Source organism: Paracoccus onubensis, from assembly GCF_003591515.1.
Taxonomy (GTDB): Bacteria; Pseudomonadota; Alphaproteobacteria; order Rhodobacterales; family Rhodobacteraceae; genus Paracoccus; species Paracoccus onubensis.
On record NZ_QZCG01000019.1, the window covers coordinates 63,445 to 78,845 of the forward strand.

Sequence of the window (15,401 nt, forward strand, 5' to 3'; positions counted from 1 at the left end):
CCCAAATATCGCCACGATATCCGCGATCCGTTCATGCGCAGAGATCCTGCCGCCCATGGCGGACCATTCGCGGGCTGAACCGGTCATCAGCATGTCACTCTGCCCCGGTCCGGGCAATCTGGCAGCCGATCTCTGCCACGCGCCGGGCACGGGCTCCGTCCTGCTCGGCATCGGCGCTTGCGCTGCTGACATTGCCGCGTGCCGCGCGGGCTGCAACGCCCTGAACGATCGCGGCATAGCGGAAACAGGCAAAGGCAAGGAAAACCGGCCAATCCTCGACCCGGGACAGCCCCATCCCCTTGCAATAGCGGTCAAGCACCTGCGCTTCGTCCGGCAGTCCCGCCGCCATCGGATCCACTGCCTTGGGCAGATCCGGCGGAAAGCGATATTGCAGGCAGAGATATGCCAGATCGGCAAGCGGATGACCGATCGTCGAAAGCTCCCAATCCAGAACGGCAATGACGCGCGGCTCTGTCGGATGGACGATCACATTGCCAAGACGGAAATCGCCATGCGAGATGGCGCCCAGATCCGCCACATCGGAATGCGCGATCAGCCAGTCGCGCAGCCAGTCCAGTTGCGCATAGTCGAAATCCCGCGGAAGATCGGATTTGGCGCCTTCGTATTGCCGTGCCCATAGCTTGACCTGTCGGGCCAGATAGGCGTCGGGCTGTCCGAAACCTTCCAGCCCGGCGGCCCGCCAGTCGACGCGGTGCAGATCGATCAGCGTATCGACCAGCGAGTGCATCATCGCCGGGCGCTGTTCGCGCGGGATCGTACCCATCGCCGGATCGGTGATGACCCGCCCGTCGACAAATCGCATGATGAAGAATTCCGCCCCGATGACCTGCGGATCCTCGCAATGGGCGATCATTTCGGGAACCGGAACCGCGCTGTCGCCAAGTGCCCGCATCACCCGATATTCACGGTCGACGGCATGCGCCTTGGGCAGCAATTTCCCCGGAGGTTTTTTCCGCAGAACGAAGCGCCCACCCAGACGCGAGGTCAGCATGAAACTCGGGTTGGACATGCCTCCCTGAAATTGCTGCAATTCGAAGCCGTCCCGCAATTCGGGCAACCGTTCTGACAGCCAGACCCGCAATGCATCGGTCTCGAATCTGTGCGCAGGCAGAGGATCGACCAGAACCGGCGCGGAATTGCCGGATTGCCGCATCATGCCCGAGCCGGTTTTCATCTGACCTCCCAACTGTGCGGAACATCGCAAAGGATTTTCCTGACACTTGTCAGTTATCTATAATTCCGGGTCTCGGGCCGGTCAATCGGCGCGGTCGGGAAATTGCGGAATCTGCAAATCACTGCCCGCCGGGCTTGACCCGGAACAAAACCCGGCATTAAAACTGACAAGTGTCAGGAAAATCCGGTACCGGCCGATACGTCCCGGAATTATCGGGGCAAGGAACGGGTTTTCCGGCGACACGCCGGTTTCGGCACATGTCGGGGGGAACGAATGTCACAGGCGAATCCGCAGGACGAATTGCATAATCTGGCGATGTCGGAAGCCGCGCGCCCCTTGCTGGAAAAGGTCGTCAGGCATATCCGCGAGAATTGCGATCCGGCGCTGGCCGAATATGAACGGCTGGGCAGGAATCGTCAGGAACGCTTTTCCTTCGCACCCGGCCAGCTTGAAATCCTTGACGATCTGAAGGTCCGGGCAAAAAGCGCCGGGCTGTGGAACTTCTTCCTGCCCGACGCGGAAACCGGAGAAGGGCTTTCCAATCTCGACTACGCCTATATCGCCTTTGAACTGGGCAAGAACCCCCTTGCCCAGCAATCGCTGAACTGTTCCGCCCCCGATACCGGCAATATGGAGGTGCTGGAACGGGTCGGCACTCCGGAGCAGAAAGAGAAATGGTTAAAGCCACTTCTGAACGGCGAAATCCGGTCGGCATTCGCCATGACCGAACCCGATGTCGCCTCATCGGATGCGAAGAATATCAGCACAAGCGCGGTGCTGGAGAATGGCGAATGGGTTATCAACGGCGAGAAATATTTCATCTCGGGCGCGGGCGATCCGCGCTGCAGGATCATGATCGTCATGGTCAAGACCTCGCCCGATGCCGAACCGTTCCGCCAGCAAAGCCAGATCCTTGTGCCGATGGACACGCCGGGCGTGAAGGTGCTGGGTCCGATGCGGGTATTCGGCCATGATGACGCGCCGCATGGGCATATGCATATCGTCTTCGACAATGCCCGGGTGCCGGAACAGAACATCCTTTGGGGCGAGGGTCGTGGTTTCGAGATCAGCCAGCTTCGGCTGGGACCGGGGCGCATCCACCACTGCATGCGCTCGATCGGGGCGGCCGAGAAGGCGCTTGACCTGATGATCCACCGGGGGTTGAGCCGGGAAGCGTTCGGCAGGAAGATCATCGATCTTGGCAAGAACATGGAAACCGTCTCGCGCGCCCGAATCGAGATCGACGCGATGCGTCTGCTGGTGCTCAAGGCCGCCCGGGCGATGGATGTTCTGGGCAACAAGGAGGCGCGGATCTGGGTCTCGAAGGCGAAGGCCATGGTGCCCGAAAGATGCTGCCGGATCATCGACGACGCCATGCAGATGCACGGGGCCACCGGTATCAGCCAATGGACCGACCTGCCCGAGATGTATATCAGGCAGCGCACCCTCCGCTTTGCCGACGGCCCGGACGAGGTGCATCATCACGTCATTGCCCGCGCCGAACGCCAGGCTTTCGAAAGCTCGAATGACAGGCAGGCGGCGGTCCGAAACTGGACCATCAGGAACTAGGCGTGGAGCAGGCCGGGACATCCTTTACCGTAAGAACCGTTTCCATCCTGCAATTCTGTGGCTACAAGCAAAGGTGCCCAAATCGGCACCGTTTCAACCTTGCTTTCCGATTGTGGACAACCTGAAGGAGCCGGGCCGGATCATGTCGCATCGGGAACCTGACCCGGCCATATCGCCGCAGCCGGATCGCGCCGATGCGGCATCCCGGACCCGCGCCGCCCGGACCCGCCGGTTCCTCGAGGCACCTGTCGCGCCGACATTGGCCCGCCTTGCCGCGCCAAATATCGTGGCGATGGCGGTGCAATGCGCCATGAGCATCGCGGAAGGCTATTTTGCCGGACAGATGGGCGTGACGGCGCTTGCCGGGCTTGCGCTGGTTTTCCCGCTTGTCACGCTGACCCAGGCGCTGTCCGCCGGCGCCATGGGCGGGGCGATCTCCTCGGCCGTCGCCCGTGCCCTTGGCGCGAATAACGAAAGCCGCGCCGCCGGTCTGGTCGTCGCCGCATGGATATTGGCGGTGTCGATCGCCGCGCTTTCGGCGGTACTGATGGCATTGTTCGGACGCCCGATACTGGGGCTGCTGGGCGCAGGCGGAGGCAATGCCGTGGACGCCGCCCTGATCTATGCCGCAGTGTATTTCCCCGGATGCATCTCCTTGTGGCTCTGCCATTCGACGCTCAGCGTGTTGCGCGGCACCGGCAATATGGTGGCTCCTGCGGTCGTGCTGGTGCTGGTTTCGATGGGTTCGATCCCCCTGTCGGGCGCATTCGGGTTGGGATGGGGCCCGTTTCCCGCGCTTGGAATGGCGGGGCTGGCACTGGGAATGGTGATAGCCTATGGCATCGGCGCGCTTGCCGCCATCGCCTATATCCTGTCGGGCAGGGCTGGTTTATCGCTGCGCAGACGCCCGCCGCTGGCCGGTTCGGGGCTTTTCGCGGATATCCTTGGGGTCGGACTTTCGGCGTCGCTGAACTCGGTGCTGACGATTCTGACGGTCGTCGCGATGGTCGGCCTGGTCGGACGTCACGGAGAGGCGGCGCTGGCCGGCTATGGTCTGGGCGCCCGTCTGGAATTCCTGATGATCCCCATCGTCTTCGGTATCGGATCGGCGATGACCAGCATGGTCGGCGCGAATATCGGCGCGGGCCAGCGGGATCGCGCCATTGCCATAGCCTGGACCGGATCGCTGACAGCCGCCGCGATTATCGGTGGTATCGGGGTTGTGCTGGCGATCAATCCCGATCTGTGGCTGCTGATCTTCCTTTCGCAGGACCAGACCGAAACGCTTGCCGTCGGGCGGACCTATTTCCATACCATCGCGCCATTCTACTTCTTCTTCGGTCTGGGGCTGGCCCTGTTCTTTGCCAGTCAGGGCGCCGGGCGGATGTTATGGCCCGTGACCGGAAGCATCTGCCGCTTCCTCATCGCCTTTGGCGGCGCAATGCTTCTGGGCCGGGCGACCGATCTGGGCATTCAGGCCGTGTTCATCGCGATAGCCGCGGCGATGCTGATCTACGGCCTTGTGATCGCCATCGCCGTCAGGGCCTCGGGCTGGAGATGACCTTGGGCCTGCCGCGCTTGTCATCCGCCCCGGTTGCTGCGACAACAAACTGGAATTCAAGGGGTTTGCCGGAATGACCGAAGCTGCACAACGGTTGCTTGAACTGCTCGATATTGAACGGATCGAGACCGACATGTTCCGCGGTTTTGTCGAGCAGCAGCCGGGAAGAACGCGGATTTTCGGCGGACATGTCATCGCGCAGGCGCTTATGGCCGCATATCGGACCGTGCCCGACCGCGCCTGTCACTCGCTGCATGCCTATTTCATCCGGCCCGGAGATCCGGCTTTGCCTGTCGTCTATCTGGTCGATCGCGCCCGCGACGGCGGCAGCTTCACGACCCGGCGCGTCGTCGCGATACAGCATGGCAAGCAGATCCTGAACATGTCCGCCTCGTTCCAGATCGACGAGCAGGGCTGGGATTATCAGCACCCGATGCCCGCGATCGACGGCCCCGAAAACCATGCCGATCAGGCCGGGATACGCGCTATCCATGCCGATCGCGTTCCCGACCGGGTGCGGCAGGAATTCCTGCGCGAACGGCCGTTCGACATGCGCGAGGTGGAGCCCCGTGATCCCCTCGATCCCGTCGGCGCCGATGACCGGAACAGCGTCTGGATCCGCATGCAGGCGGCTGCGGGACAATCCCCGGAAATGCAGCACTGCCTTCTGGCCTATGCCTCGGATGCCAGCCTGCTTGGATCCTCACTGCGCCCGCATGGGCTGACATGGGTGAAGGGCAATGTCATGATGGCAAGCCTTGATCACGCCATGTGGTTCCACGCACCGATTCGTTTCGAGGACTGGCATCTTTACAGCATGGACGCCCCCTTCACCGGAGGCGCGCGCGGCTTCAATCGCGGCATGATCTTCGATCAGAGCGGCAGGCTGGTGGCCAGCGTCGCGCAAGAGGGGTTGATGCGGCCGATCACACGCTAAAGCGGATCACGCCCGGTTAACCCGCAGCAACATTTTGCCGGTAATCCGAGCATGCCGCGCCTGCCCGGATTCGCCTCCTCCCTTCTTCTTTGTCCAAATACCTCGGGGGTCGCCGGCGGGTCGCGCCATTGGTTCGAGAGACCTGCCGGCGACGGGGCAGCGCCCCCGGCCATCGCGGGACGCAAGTAGCCGGCGTTTCAGATGCGGCGCGGCCTGCTCTAATAATTTCACGGGCGATATCGGTATCACTTCCGTTTTTGTATCCAGAAATATACAGGACTGGCCATGACATCCCATTCCGACCATCCACGCCCCTTCTGGAGGCGAAAATTGCCAAGGCAGGTGCTGGCCCTGGCGATTTCCGCCATGGGAACAGCCCTGTTCCATCAGCTTGGCCTGCCGCTGCCCTTTCTTTTCGGCCCGCTTTTCGCCTGCCTTGCCGCCGCGCTGCTTGGTGCGCCGCTGATCGGGACAGGGCAGGTTGCGGTCGGAGCAAGAACAATTCTCGGGTTGGCCGTCGGTGCCTCGATCACCCCGGCGGTCATGCAGCAATTGCCGCAGATGGCGGCCTCGGTGATCTTTGTTCCGGTTTATGTGCTGCTGATCGGGCTGATCGGCATCCCCTTCTTTCAGCGTGTCTGCGGATTTGACCGGGCGACGGCCTATTATGCCGCAATGCCTGGCGGACTTCAGGATATGGTGGTTTTCGGACAAGAGGCGGGCGCAGATGTGCGCGCTTTGGCACTGATCCATGCCACGCGCATTCTGATCATCGTGACGATCGCGCCGCTGCTGATGGTGAACCTGTTTCACGTTACCCTGTCCAATCCCATCGGCGCACCTGCCCGCGATGTGCCCCTCGATCAGCTTTTGCTGATGGCAGCGGCCGCATTTCTGGGCTGGAAAGGCGGCGAGCGGATCAGGCTTTTCGGTGCAGCCATTATCGGACCGCTGATCGTGGCGGCGATCCTGTCCCTGAGCGGCATCTTGCATCAACGCCCGCCCGCCGAGGCACTGAACGTCGCACAGTTCTTTATCGGCAGCGCAATCGGGGTCAGCTATGTCGGCGTCACCCTGCGCGAGTTGCGCAAGGACGTGCTGGCCGGAATCGCTTTCGTCATGATTCTCGCGATTCTTGCCTTTATCATGATGGAGATCGTCGTGCAGGCGGGCTTTGCCCAGCCGATCGAGGGATTCCTGTCATTCACGCCGGGCGGTCAGGCCGAGATGACCGTGCTGGCGATCATTTCCGGCGCGGATCTGGGATTCATCGTCGTGCATCATCTGGTGCGGCTGATGGTGGTCATCGCGGGTGCGCCGATCATGGCCCATATCATCGGTTTGCGGGCGCGGAGAGAATAGCCGGTTCGGGTTGGATTACCTGAAACGGCGGCGCCCGGCTGGCAGTCAAAGACATGCGGCGCCCATCCGGGTGAGCCTCACGCCGCGCGCCATCGGGCCTTGATTCCGCGTTGGGTATACAGCGGTCCTGGTAGGTTTTCGGATTAACCCGTTCCGTCCGCTCCAACTCCCGCCACAATCACCCGCGTCTCCCATTCCCGGCATTTCCCGGTCAATTCACCGGGCAAGGGCCGATCCACGAATACCGTATCGAGTTCCGCCATGGAAATGATCCTGACAGGGGCGGACCGTTCAAGCTTGCTGATATCGGTCACCAGAAAGGTCTTGCGTGCCAGACCGGCGATGGCACGGCTTACCCGCACCTCGGCCATGTCGAAATCCAGCAGATCACCATCCGCATCCAGCGCCGAGGTGCCGATAATCGCGTAATCCGGCTTGAACTGTGCAATGAATTCGCTGGTCAGATCGCCGACCAGCCCACCATCCGAGCGGCGCAATGCCCCACCCGCCACCATGATCTCGCAGCTTTCATTGGCGACAAGGATATTGGCGACATTCATGTTGTTGGTGATGACCGTCAGGTTGCGATGATGCTGCAACTCGCGCGCCACGGCCTCGGTCGTGGTTCCCAGATTGATGATGATCGAGCAATTATCGGGGATCTCGGCGGCGCAGGCGCGGGCGATTGCGGCCTTGGCGTCTTCATTCATGCGGCGGCGTTCCTCATAGCCGATATTGCTGACACCGCTGCGCATGATGGCCCCGCCATGAACGCGGTCCAGCATGCCGTGGTCGGCCAGTTCACCCAGATCGCGGCGGATGGTCTGCAAGGTCACGTCGAAGCGCTCGGCCAATTCGTCGACGCCGACACGGCCCGTCGCACGAGCCAGATCCAGAATTTCCATCTGGCGAATATTCAGCGCCATAGCCGCCCCCCTGTTTCCTGACCTAACGGAACATTTATGCGCGGTTTTTGTCAATTCGAATAGAAACGCAAATCTGCGAAAAATTCCGTTGACAGAACGCACGGGAACGTGATCGGATATTCACAGCTTGGGGGAAGGCGATGCCGGATACAACCGACCTGTTCATTATTGGCGGCGGTATAAATGGCTGCGGAATTGCCCGCGACGCGGCAGGCCGCGGGCTGTCGGTGCGTCTGGCCGAGATGGGCGATCTGGCGCAGGCGACCAGTTCCAAATCGACCAAGCTGTTTCATGGCGGGCTGCGCTATCTCGAATATCTGGAGATCCGGCTGGTACGCGAAGCCCTGAAAGAACGCGAGGTTCTGCTGCGGGCCATGCCGCATATCAGCTGGCCGATGCGGTTCGTGCTGCCGCTTGACCCGGAAATGACCTTCGAGGCGCATACGCCGGTATCGCGGGCACTGGGCATGCTGATGCCGTGGAACAAGGGCCATCGGCCGAACTTCCTGATCCGCGCGGGCCTGTTTCTTTACGACAATCTGGGCGGCCGGAAGATTCTGCCCGGCACGCGCAGCCTGTCGCTGGAAAACACCGCGGAAGGCGCGCCGCTGCAAGACCGGCTGAAACAGGCTTACGAATACAGTGATTGCTGGGTGGATGATGCAAGGCTGGTGGCCTTGAACGCCCGTGACGCCGCGCTGCGCGGGGCCCGCATCATGGTCGGTGCAGAGGTGGCCGAGGCCGCGCGCGATGGTGATCTGTGGCGCGTGACTCTAACGGATGAGCGGGTTTTCCATGCCCGCGCATTGATCAATGCGGGCGGACCCTGGGTCGGGCATATCATCCGGGATGTGGCGCATCTTCCCTCGGCCGAGACGGTGCGGCTTGTCCGGGGCAGCCATATCGTGGTGCCGAAGCTTTACGATCACGACAAGGCTTATTTTTTTCAGGGAAAGGATGGGCGGATCATCTTCGCGATTCCCTATCAGGATGAATTCACCCTGATCGGGACAACCGACCGCGATCATGACGGCAGTCCGCTGGATGCGGAATGCACGCCCGAAGAACAGCAATATCTGTGCGATTTCGCCTCGGGTTATTTCCGGCAAGCGGTAACACGGGATCAGATCGTCTGGACCTATTCCGGCGTGCGGCCATTATACGACGACGGGGCAAAATCAGCTACGGCGGCAACGCGGGATTATGTATTGTCTCTGGACGATAAAAGCGCGCCCTGCCTGAATGTTTTTGGTGGCAAGATCACGACTTATCGCCGGCTGGCCGAGCATGCGATGGAGAAACTGATGCCGTATTTCGCGAATGCCGGGCCGGCATGGACGACAGGCGCAGCTTTGCCCGGCGGGGATTTTCCGGTCGAAAGCGTAGCCAGGCTGATCGCGGATCTCCGGGCCGGATATCCTTTCCTGACCGGTGAATGGGCAACAAGGCTGATCCGCGCCTATGGAACGGATGCCCAGGAAATTCTGGGCAAGGCGCAGGATTCCGCCGCGCTTGGCCACGATTTCGGTGCGACCCTGACCGAAGCCGAGGTTCGCTGGCTGATGACGCATGAATTTGCCCGCCATGCCAGTGATATCGTCTGGCGGCGCAGCAAGCTGGGATTGCGGATGGATCAGGGCCAGATCTCCGCATTGGAGGAATGGATGAGCGACGCGAGGGCTGCCGCATGACGCTTGAACTGCGCGGGGTTGGCAAGACGGTGGACGGAGCGGAGCATATCCATCCGACCGATCTGACATTGCAGCCGGGCAGCATGAATGTGCTTCTGGGGCCGACGCTGGCGGGAAAGACCACGCTGATGCGGCTGATGGCGGGGCTGGACCGCCCAAGTTCGGGCGCCATCTTCTGGAACGGTCAGGACGTGACCGGGCAGCGCGTGCAGGATCGCAAGGTCGCGATGGTCTATCAGCAGTTCATCAATTACCCGTCGATGAGCGTTTACGAGAATATCGCCTCTCCGCTGCGCCTGATGAAGGTCGCGAAATCCGAGATCGACCGGCGCGTGCGCGAAACCGCCGGGATGATGCGGCTGACCCCGATGCTGGATCGTCGTCCGCTGGAACTGTCAGGCGGGCAGCAGCAGCGCTGCGCCCTTGCGCGGGCTCTGGTCAAGGGTGCCGGGCTGGTGCTTCTGGACGAGCCTCTGGCCAATCTGGATTACAAGCTGCGCGAGGAATTACGGGCCGAGATCCCCCGGATATTCGAGGAATCCGGCGCGATTTTCGTTTACGCCACAACCGAGCCCGAAGAGGCTTTGCTGCTGGGCGGCAATACCGCAACCTTGTGGGAAGGCCGCATCACGCAATTCGGTCCGACGCCCCGGGTCTATCGCGCGCCGCAGGATGCCGTGACCGCACGGGTGTTCAGCGATCCGCCGATGAATTTCGCGCCAGTGCGGCTGGAAAGCGGACAGGCTTTCCTGGGCGCGCTCGCATGGCCCGCCGATCTGCCTGATGGCGCCTATCAGGCGGGCTTCCGCGCCGCACATCTGTCGCTTACGGAAACGCCGGACGCCCTGCCCCTGCGGGTTGCGCTGGAATCGGTCGAGTTTACCGGCGCGCAGACATTCATGCATTTCCGTCACGGTCAGGATCAATGGGTGGGCCTGATCGAGGGCGTGCAGCGCCGCGAATTGGGGCAGGAACTGACCGTCTGGCTGAAGCCCTCGCATATCTATCTGTTCACACCCGAAGGCAGGCTTGCCCGCGCGGCCCCCTATGCCGCCGCTGCATGATGGCGGGGAGGAAGGAATGACACGGATCACACTGGAAAACCTTGCACATAGCTATCAGCCCAAACCGTCGCATGACGATGATTGGGCACTCAAGCCCATGAATCTGACTTGGGAGGATGGCGGGGCCTATGCGCTGCTGGGCGCATCGGGTTGCGGGAAATCGACGCTGCTCAATATCATTTCGGGGCTGCTGGTGCCGTCCAGCGGGCGGGTTCTGTTCAATGACCGCGATGTGACCGGCCTGCCAACCGCCGAACGCAATATCGCGCAGGTCTTTCAGTTCCCCGTCGTCTACGACACGATGAGCGTGCGCGAGAATCTGGCATTCCCGCTGAAGAACCGTGGAATGCCCGCCGATCAGATCGCCGCCCGCGTGGACGAGGTGGCGCGGATGATCGGCATGACAGCCATGCTGGATCACCGCGCACGCAGGCTGACGGCGGATTCCAAGCAGAAGATCAGCCTTGGCCGCGGCATGGTCAGGCAGGATGTCAACGCGATCCTGTTCGACGAGCCGCTGACCGTGATCGACCCGCATATGAAATGGGAATTGCGGACCCAGCTCAAGGATCTGCATCGCCGTTTCGGCCATACGATGATCTATGTCACCCATGATCAGACCGAGGCGCTAACATTCGCCGATCAGGTGGTGGTCATGCATGATGGCCGGGTCGTGCAGTCGGGCACGCCTCAGGCGCTGTTCGACGCGCCTGAACATACATTCGTCGGATATTTCATCGGCTCGCCGGGAATGAACCTGCTGGATGCCCATGTCGATGGGACCACCGCCCATATCGCCGGGGCGCAGATCGGTCTGGCACATGGCTACGCGCCCCTCTCGGGCAAGGTGCAGCTTGGCATCCGGCCCGAGTTCCTGCGCCTTGGTTCCGGAACCCAAGGGCTGCCCTTTACCATCCACCGTATAGAGGATGTGGGCCATCACCGGATCATTCGCGGCAAGGTCGGCGATGCCGATATCAACGTGATCCTTCCGGAAGCGCAGGAAATTCCCGCGGATGCCAGCCGGGTCGTCCCCGATCCCGGCCGTGCGCATATCTATGTGGATGACTGGCGGGTCGATCCGTCGGCACGGGAAAGGGCCGCCTGATGGATAAACCCGTCAATAACCGCGCATGGTTCCTTGTCCTGCCCGTTCTGCTTCTGGTCGCCTTCTCGGCGGTGCTGCCGCTGATGACGGTAGTGAATTATTCGGTTCAGGACACATTCGGCGGCAATCAATTCTTCTGGGCCGGGCTGGACTGGTTCGAGGAGGTCCTCGAATCCGACCGCATCCGGGCCGCTTTGGGCCGGCAGATCCTGTTCTCGGCCATCATTCTGGCGATCGAGATTCCGCTGGGCATCTTCGTCGCGCTGAATATGCCGAAAAGGGGGATCTGGGCGTCCTTCTGCCTTGTGCTCATGGCCCTGCCCCTGCTGATTCCGTGGAACGTGGTCGGCACGATCTGGCAGGTGTTCGGCCGCGTCGATATCGGGCTGCTCGGCCATACGCTGAAACAGCTTGGCATCAACTATAATTATGTGAACGACGCCGTCGACGCATGGATCACCGTGATCGTCATGGATGTCTGGCACTGGACTTCTCTGGTCGCGCTTCTGTGCTATGCGGGGCTGCAATCCATCCCTGACGCCTATTATCAGGCCGCGCGCATCGATCAGGCCAGCCGCTGGAAAGTGTTCCGCTATATCGAATTGCCCAAGATGCAGGGCGTATTGCTGATCGCCGTTCTGCTGCGCTTCATGGACAGTTTCATGATCTATACCGAGCCTTTCGTCGTCACCGGAGGCGGGCCGGGCAATGCCACCACCTTCCTGTCGATTGATCTGGTGAAGATGGCCGTGGGCCAGTTCGACCTTGGCCCGGCGGCGGCGTTCAGCCTGATCTATTTCCTCGTGATCCTGCTGATCTCCTTCGTATTCTACACCGTCATGACGAAAGAGGCGAAATAATGGCCGCGGTCGCTGAATCCAAAGGCAGAGGATCCACCATCATCATGGTCCTCTATCTGCTGTTCCTGATGCTGCCGATCTACTGGCTGCTGAACATGAGCCTCAAGACCAATAACGAGATCCTTGGCGCGTTCAGTCTGTGGCCGAAAAATCCGACGCTGGCAAATTACCGCACGATCCTGACGGACCCAAGCTGGTATATGGGCTATGTCAACAGCCTGACCTATGTGGTGATGAACACGGCGATCTCGATCACTGTCGCCCTGCCCGCCGCCTATGCGTTCAGCCGCTATCGCTTTCTGGGCGATAAACACCTGTTCTTCTGGCTGCTGACCAACCGGATGGCCCCCGCGGCGGTCTTCGCGCTGCCCTTCTTCCAGCTTTATTCCTCGATCGGGCTGTTCGATACGCATATCGCCGTGGCCTTGGCGCATTGCCTGTTCAACGTGCCGCTGGCGGTCTGGATCCTCGAAGGCTTCATGTCCGGCGTCCCGCGCGAAATCGACGAGACCGCCTATATCGACGGCTACTCCTTCCCACGCTTCTTCGTGCGGATCTTCATGCCGCTGATCGCCTCCGGTATCGGCGTGGCAGCATTCTTCTGCTTCATGTTCTCATGGGTGGAACTGCTGCTGTCGCGCACGCTGACCTCGGTCGATGCCAAACCCATCGCCGCGACCATGACCCGCACCGTCTCGGCATCCGGCCTTGACTGGGGAGTGCTGGCGGCGGCGGGAATGCTGACGATCATTCCGGGCGCATTGGTGATCTGGTTCGTCCGGAACTACATCGCCAAGGGTTTCGCATTGGGGAGGGTGTGAACCAATGGTCCCTGCAAAACGCGCGCTTCTTCTTTGTTTAAATACCTCGGGGTCCGGGGTGGAACCCCGGCCATCGCAAGATGTAGCCGGAGGAGCGATTTGATGCGCCGCCCCCTCAACATCACCTTCACCCTCGCCGCGCTTCTCTGGGCCGGGGTGATCTACTGGCTGCTGCGGCATGTTCCGGTCACGGATGAGGGCATGGACTGGACCGGCTCCATCAATCCCGGCGGCTGGATGGCGTGGACCCTGCCGACCGCTTTGTTCTTTACTATAATCGCCGGGCTTCTGATCCTGTTCACATGGCTTGCGATCCGCTTCCCCGAAACGCCGCGCAGGGGCATCCTTGGGATCGTGACAACCCGGGGCGACCGGCTGTTCATCAGCCTGCTTGGTTCGGCCTTTCTCTGTCTGATCTGGCTGGCGGTGATGGGAACGCCCCTGTGGGGAGGCGTTGCCTGCGCCCTGATATACGCCGCAGCGGTCTTTCGCTGGGTATGAATTAACCAAACCGGGAGGATGACATGAAACTCTACCTGACAACGGCCATGGCGCTTGCGCTATTGGCCACATCCGCGCAGGCGGGGATCGAGGAGGCCAAGGAATTCCTTGACTCCGAGATCGACAATTCGGCCCTGACCCGCGAAGATCAGGAAGCCGAGATGCAATGGTTCATCGACGCTGCCAAGCCCTTCGAGGGTATGGAGATCAATGTGGTGTCGGAAACCATCACCACGCATGAATATGAAGCCAAGGTGCTGGCTCCGGCATTCACGGCGATCACCGGCATCAAGGTCACGCATGATCTGATCGGCGAAGGCGATGTGGTCGAGAAATTGCAGACCCAGATGCAATCGGGCGAGAATATCTATGACGCCTATGTCAACGACTCGGATCTGATCGGCACGCATTGGCGGTATCAGCAGGCGCGGGACCTGTCCGGCTGGATGGAGGGCGACGCCAAGGATGTGACCAATCCGGGGCTGGATCTCGATGATTTCATCGGCAAGTCCTTTACCACGGCGCCCGATGGGCATCTGTATCAGCTTCCCGATCAGCAATTCGCTAATGTCTACTGGTTCCGCTACGACTGGTTCAGCGATCCCGACAACCAGAAAGCCTTCAAGGAAGAATATGGCTACGACCTTGGCGTGCCGGTGAACTGGTCCGCCTATGAGGATATCGCCGCGTTCTTCACCGGCCGGGAAATCGACGGCAAGAAGGTCTATGGCCATATGGATTATGGCAAGAAGGATCCCTCGCTTGGCTGGCGGTTCACCGATGCATGGCTGTCGATGGCCGGAAACGGCGACAAGGGCATCCCGAACGGTGTGCCGGTCGATGAATGGGGCATCCGCGTGGATGAGGACAGCCGCCCCGTGGGATCCTGCGTTGCCCGTGGCGGCGATACCAACGGCCCGGCCGCGGTCTATGCGATCCAGAAATATCTGGACTGGATCAACAATTATGCGCCCCCTGCCGCCCAGGGCATGACGTTCAGCGAATCCGGTCCCGTTCCGGCCCAGGGTGAGGTGGCGCAGCAGATGTTCTGGTACACCACCTTCACCGCCGATATGGTCAAGGAAGGCACGCCGGTGATGAATGAGGACGGCTCGCCGAAATGGCGCATGGCTCCGTCGCCGCATGGCGCCTATTGGCAGGAAGGCATGAAGCTGGGCTATCAGGATGCGGGTTCCTGGACGATCCTGAAATCCACGCCGGACGACCGCGCCAAAGCGGCATGGCTTTATGCGCAATTCGTGACCTCGAAAACCGTGGATGTGAAGAAAAGCCATGTCGGCCTGACGTTCATCCGCGAGTCGACGATCCAGCATGAAAGCTTCACCGAACGCGCACCGAAGCTGGGTGGTCTGATCGAATTCTACCGCTCGCCCGCTCGTCTGAACTGGTCGCCGACAGGCACGAACGTGCCGGATTATCCCAAGCTGGCGCAGCTTTGGTGGCAGGCGATCGGCGATGCCGCTTCGGGCTCGAAAACCCCGCAAGAGGCGATGGACAGCCTGTGCGCCGAACAGGAAAAGGTGATGGAGCGGCTGGAGCGCGCCGGTATTCAGGGCGATATCGGTCCGAAACTGGCCGAAGAGCATGATCTGGAGTGGTGGAACAATTATGCCAAGGAAAACGGCACGATTGCACCGCAACTGGCGCTGGAGAATGAGAAGCCGCAGCCGGAAACCGTCAGTTACGACGAGTTGGTCAAGAGCTGGCAGGAGTAATTCCGGATTATCGGACCGGGGGCCCTGCCCCCGGACCCCCGAGGTATTTGGACAAAGAAGAAGCAGGCAC

Annotated in this window: 13 protein-coding genes; 11 read left to right on the forward strand and 2 right to left on the reverse strand. The window is 61.1% G+C overall.

Annotated elements, in window-relative coordinates:
- Window positions 1-94 precede the first annotated feature (94 nt).
- Window positions 95-1,195, reverse strand: coding sequence for a phosphotransferase family protein (locus tag D3P04_RS21465; protein ID WP_232845122.1), 1,101 nt, complete (start codon window positions 1,193-1,195; stop codon window positions 95-97).
- 273 nt (window positions 1,196-1,468) lie between these two features.
- Between D3P04_RS21465 and D3P04_RS21470 the strand changes: the two genes are divergently transcribed.
- The 4 genes from D3P04_RS21470 to D3P04_RS21485 all read left to right on the forward strand — a co-directional run bounded on the left by D3P04_RS21470 (window position 1,469) and on the right by D3P04_RS21485 (window position 6,624).
- Window positions 1,469-2,764: an acyl-CoA dehydrogenase family protein gene (locus D3P04_RS21470; RefSeq protein ID WP_232845123.1), complete on the forward strand. Its 1,296-nt coding sequence runs from the start codon at window positions 1,469-1,471 to the stop codon at window positions 2,762-2,764.
- A 142-nt stretch (window positions 2,765-2,906) separates the two neighbouring features.
- Window positions 2,907-4,325, forward strand: coding sequence for an MATE family efflux transporter (locus D3P04_RS21475; RefSeq protein WP_119751923.1), 1,419 nt, complete (start codon window positions 2,907-2,909; stop codon window positions 4,323-4,325).
- A 73-nt stretch (window positions 4,326-4,398) separates the two neighbouring features.
- Window positions 4,399-5,262, forward strand: a complete 864-nt coding sequence (locus tag D3P04_RS21480) for an acyl-CoA thioesterase (protein WP_119751924.1) — start codon at window positions 4,399-4,401, stop codon at window positions 5,260-5,262.
- A 285-nt stretch (window positions 5,263-5,547) separates the two neighbouring features.
- The gene (locus D3P04_RS21485; RefSeq protein ID WP_182912962.1) at window positions 5,548-6,624 is read left to right on the forward strand and encodes an AbrB family transcriptional regulator; all 1,077 of its coding nucleotides are present in this window, start codon (window positions 5,548-5,550) and stop codon (window positions 6,622-6,624) included.
- A 143-nt stretch (window positions 6,625-6,767) separates the two neighbouring features.
- Here the strand turns inward: D3P04_RS21485 and D3P04_RS21490 are convergent, their stop codons facing one another.
- Window positions 6,768-7,550 carry a DeoR/GlpR family DNA-binding transcription regulator gene (locus tag D3P04_RS21490; RefSeq protein ID WP_119751925.1) on the reverse strand — a complete coding sequence of 261 codons (783 nt, stop codon included), beginning with the start codon at window positions 7,548-7,550 and terminating at the stop codon, window positions 6,768-6,770.
- Between the two features lie 140 nt (window positions 7,551-7,690).
- Here D3P04_RS21490 and glpD point away from each other — a divergent pair, with 140 nt between their 5' ends.
- The 7 genes from glpD to D3P04_RS21525 all read left to right on the forward strand — a co-directional run bounded on the left by glpD (window position 7,691) and on the right by D3P04_RS21525 (window position 15,331).
- Entirely contained in the window at window positions 7,691-9,241 is a 1,551-nt protein-coding gene (gene glpD, locus D3P04_RS21495) for a glycerol-3-phosphate dehydrogenase (RefSeq protein WP_119751926.1), read from the forward strand.
- Window positions 9,238-10,305, forward strand: coding sequence for an ABC transporter ATP-binding protein (locus tag D3P04_RS21500; RefSeq protein WP_119751927.1), 1,068 nt, complete (start codon window positions 9,238-9,240; stop codon window positions 10,303-10,305). Before glpD ends, D3P04_RS21500 begins: the two co-directional genes overlap by 4 nt.
- A 16-nt stretch (window positions 10,306-10,321) precedes the next feature.
- A complete protein-coding gene (locus D3P04_RS21505) occupies window positions 10,322-11,413 on the forward strand; it encodes an ABC transporter ATP-binding protein (RefSeq protein ID WP_119751941.1) in 1,092 nt (363 codons plus the stop codon).
- On the forward strand, window positions 11,413-12,273 hold the full coding sequence (locus D3P04_RS21510; protein ID WP_119751928.1) for a carbohydrate ABC transporter permease: 861 nt from the start codon (window positions 11,413-11,415) through the stop codon (window positions 12,271-12,273). Before D3P04_RS21505 ends, D3P04_RS21510 begins: the two co-directional genes overlap by 1 nt.
- Window positions 12,273-13,094, forward strand: coding sequence for a carbohydrate ABC transporter permease (locus D3P04_RS21515; RefSeq protein WP_119751929.1), 822 nt, complete (start codon window positions 12,273-12,275; stop codon window positions 13,092-13,094). The genes D3P04_RS21510 and D3P04_RS21515 overlap by 1 nt, the downstream gene beginning before the upstream one ends.
- Before the next feature lie 201 nt (window positions 13,095-13,295).
- Window positions 13,296-13,595 carry a DUF2160 domain-containing protein gene (locus tag D3P04_RS21520; protein ID WP_119751942.1) on the forward strand — a complete coding sequence of 100 codons (300 nt, stop codon included), beginning with the start codon at window positions 13,296-13,298 and terminating at the stop codon, window positions 13,593-13,595.
- 23 nt (window positions 13,596-13,618) lie between these two features.
- On the forward strand, window positions 13,619-15,331 hold the full coding sequence (locus D3P04_RS21525; RefSeq protein WP_119751930.1) for an ABC transporter substrate-binding protein: 1,713 nt from the start codon (window positions 13,619-13,621) through the stop codon (window positions 15,329-15,331).
- Window positions 15,332-15,401: the final 70 nt, after the last annotated feature.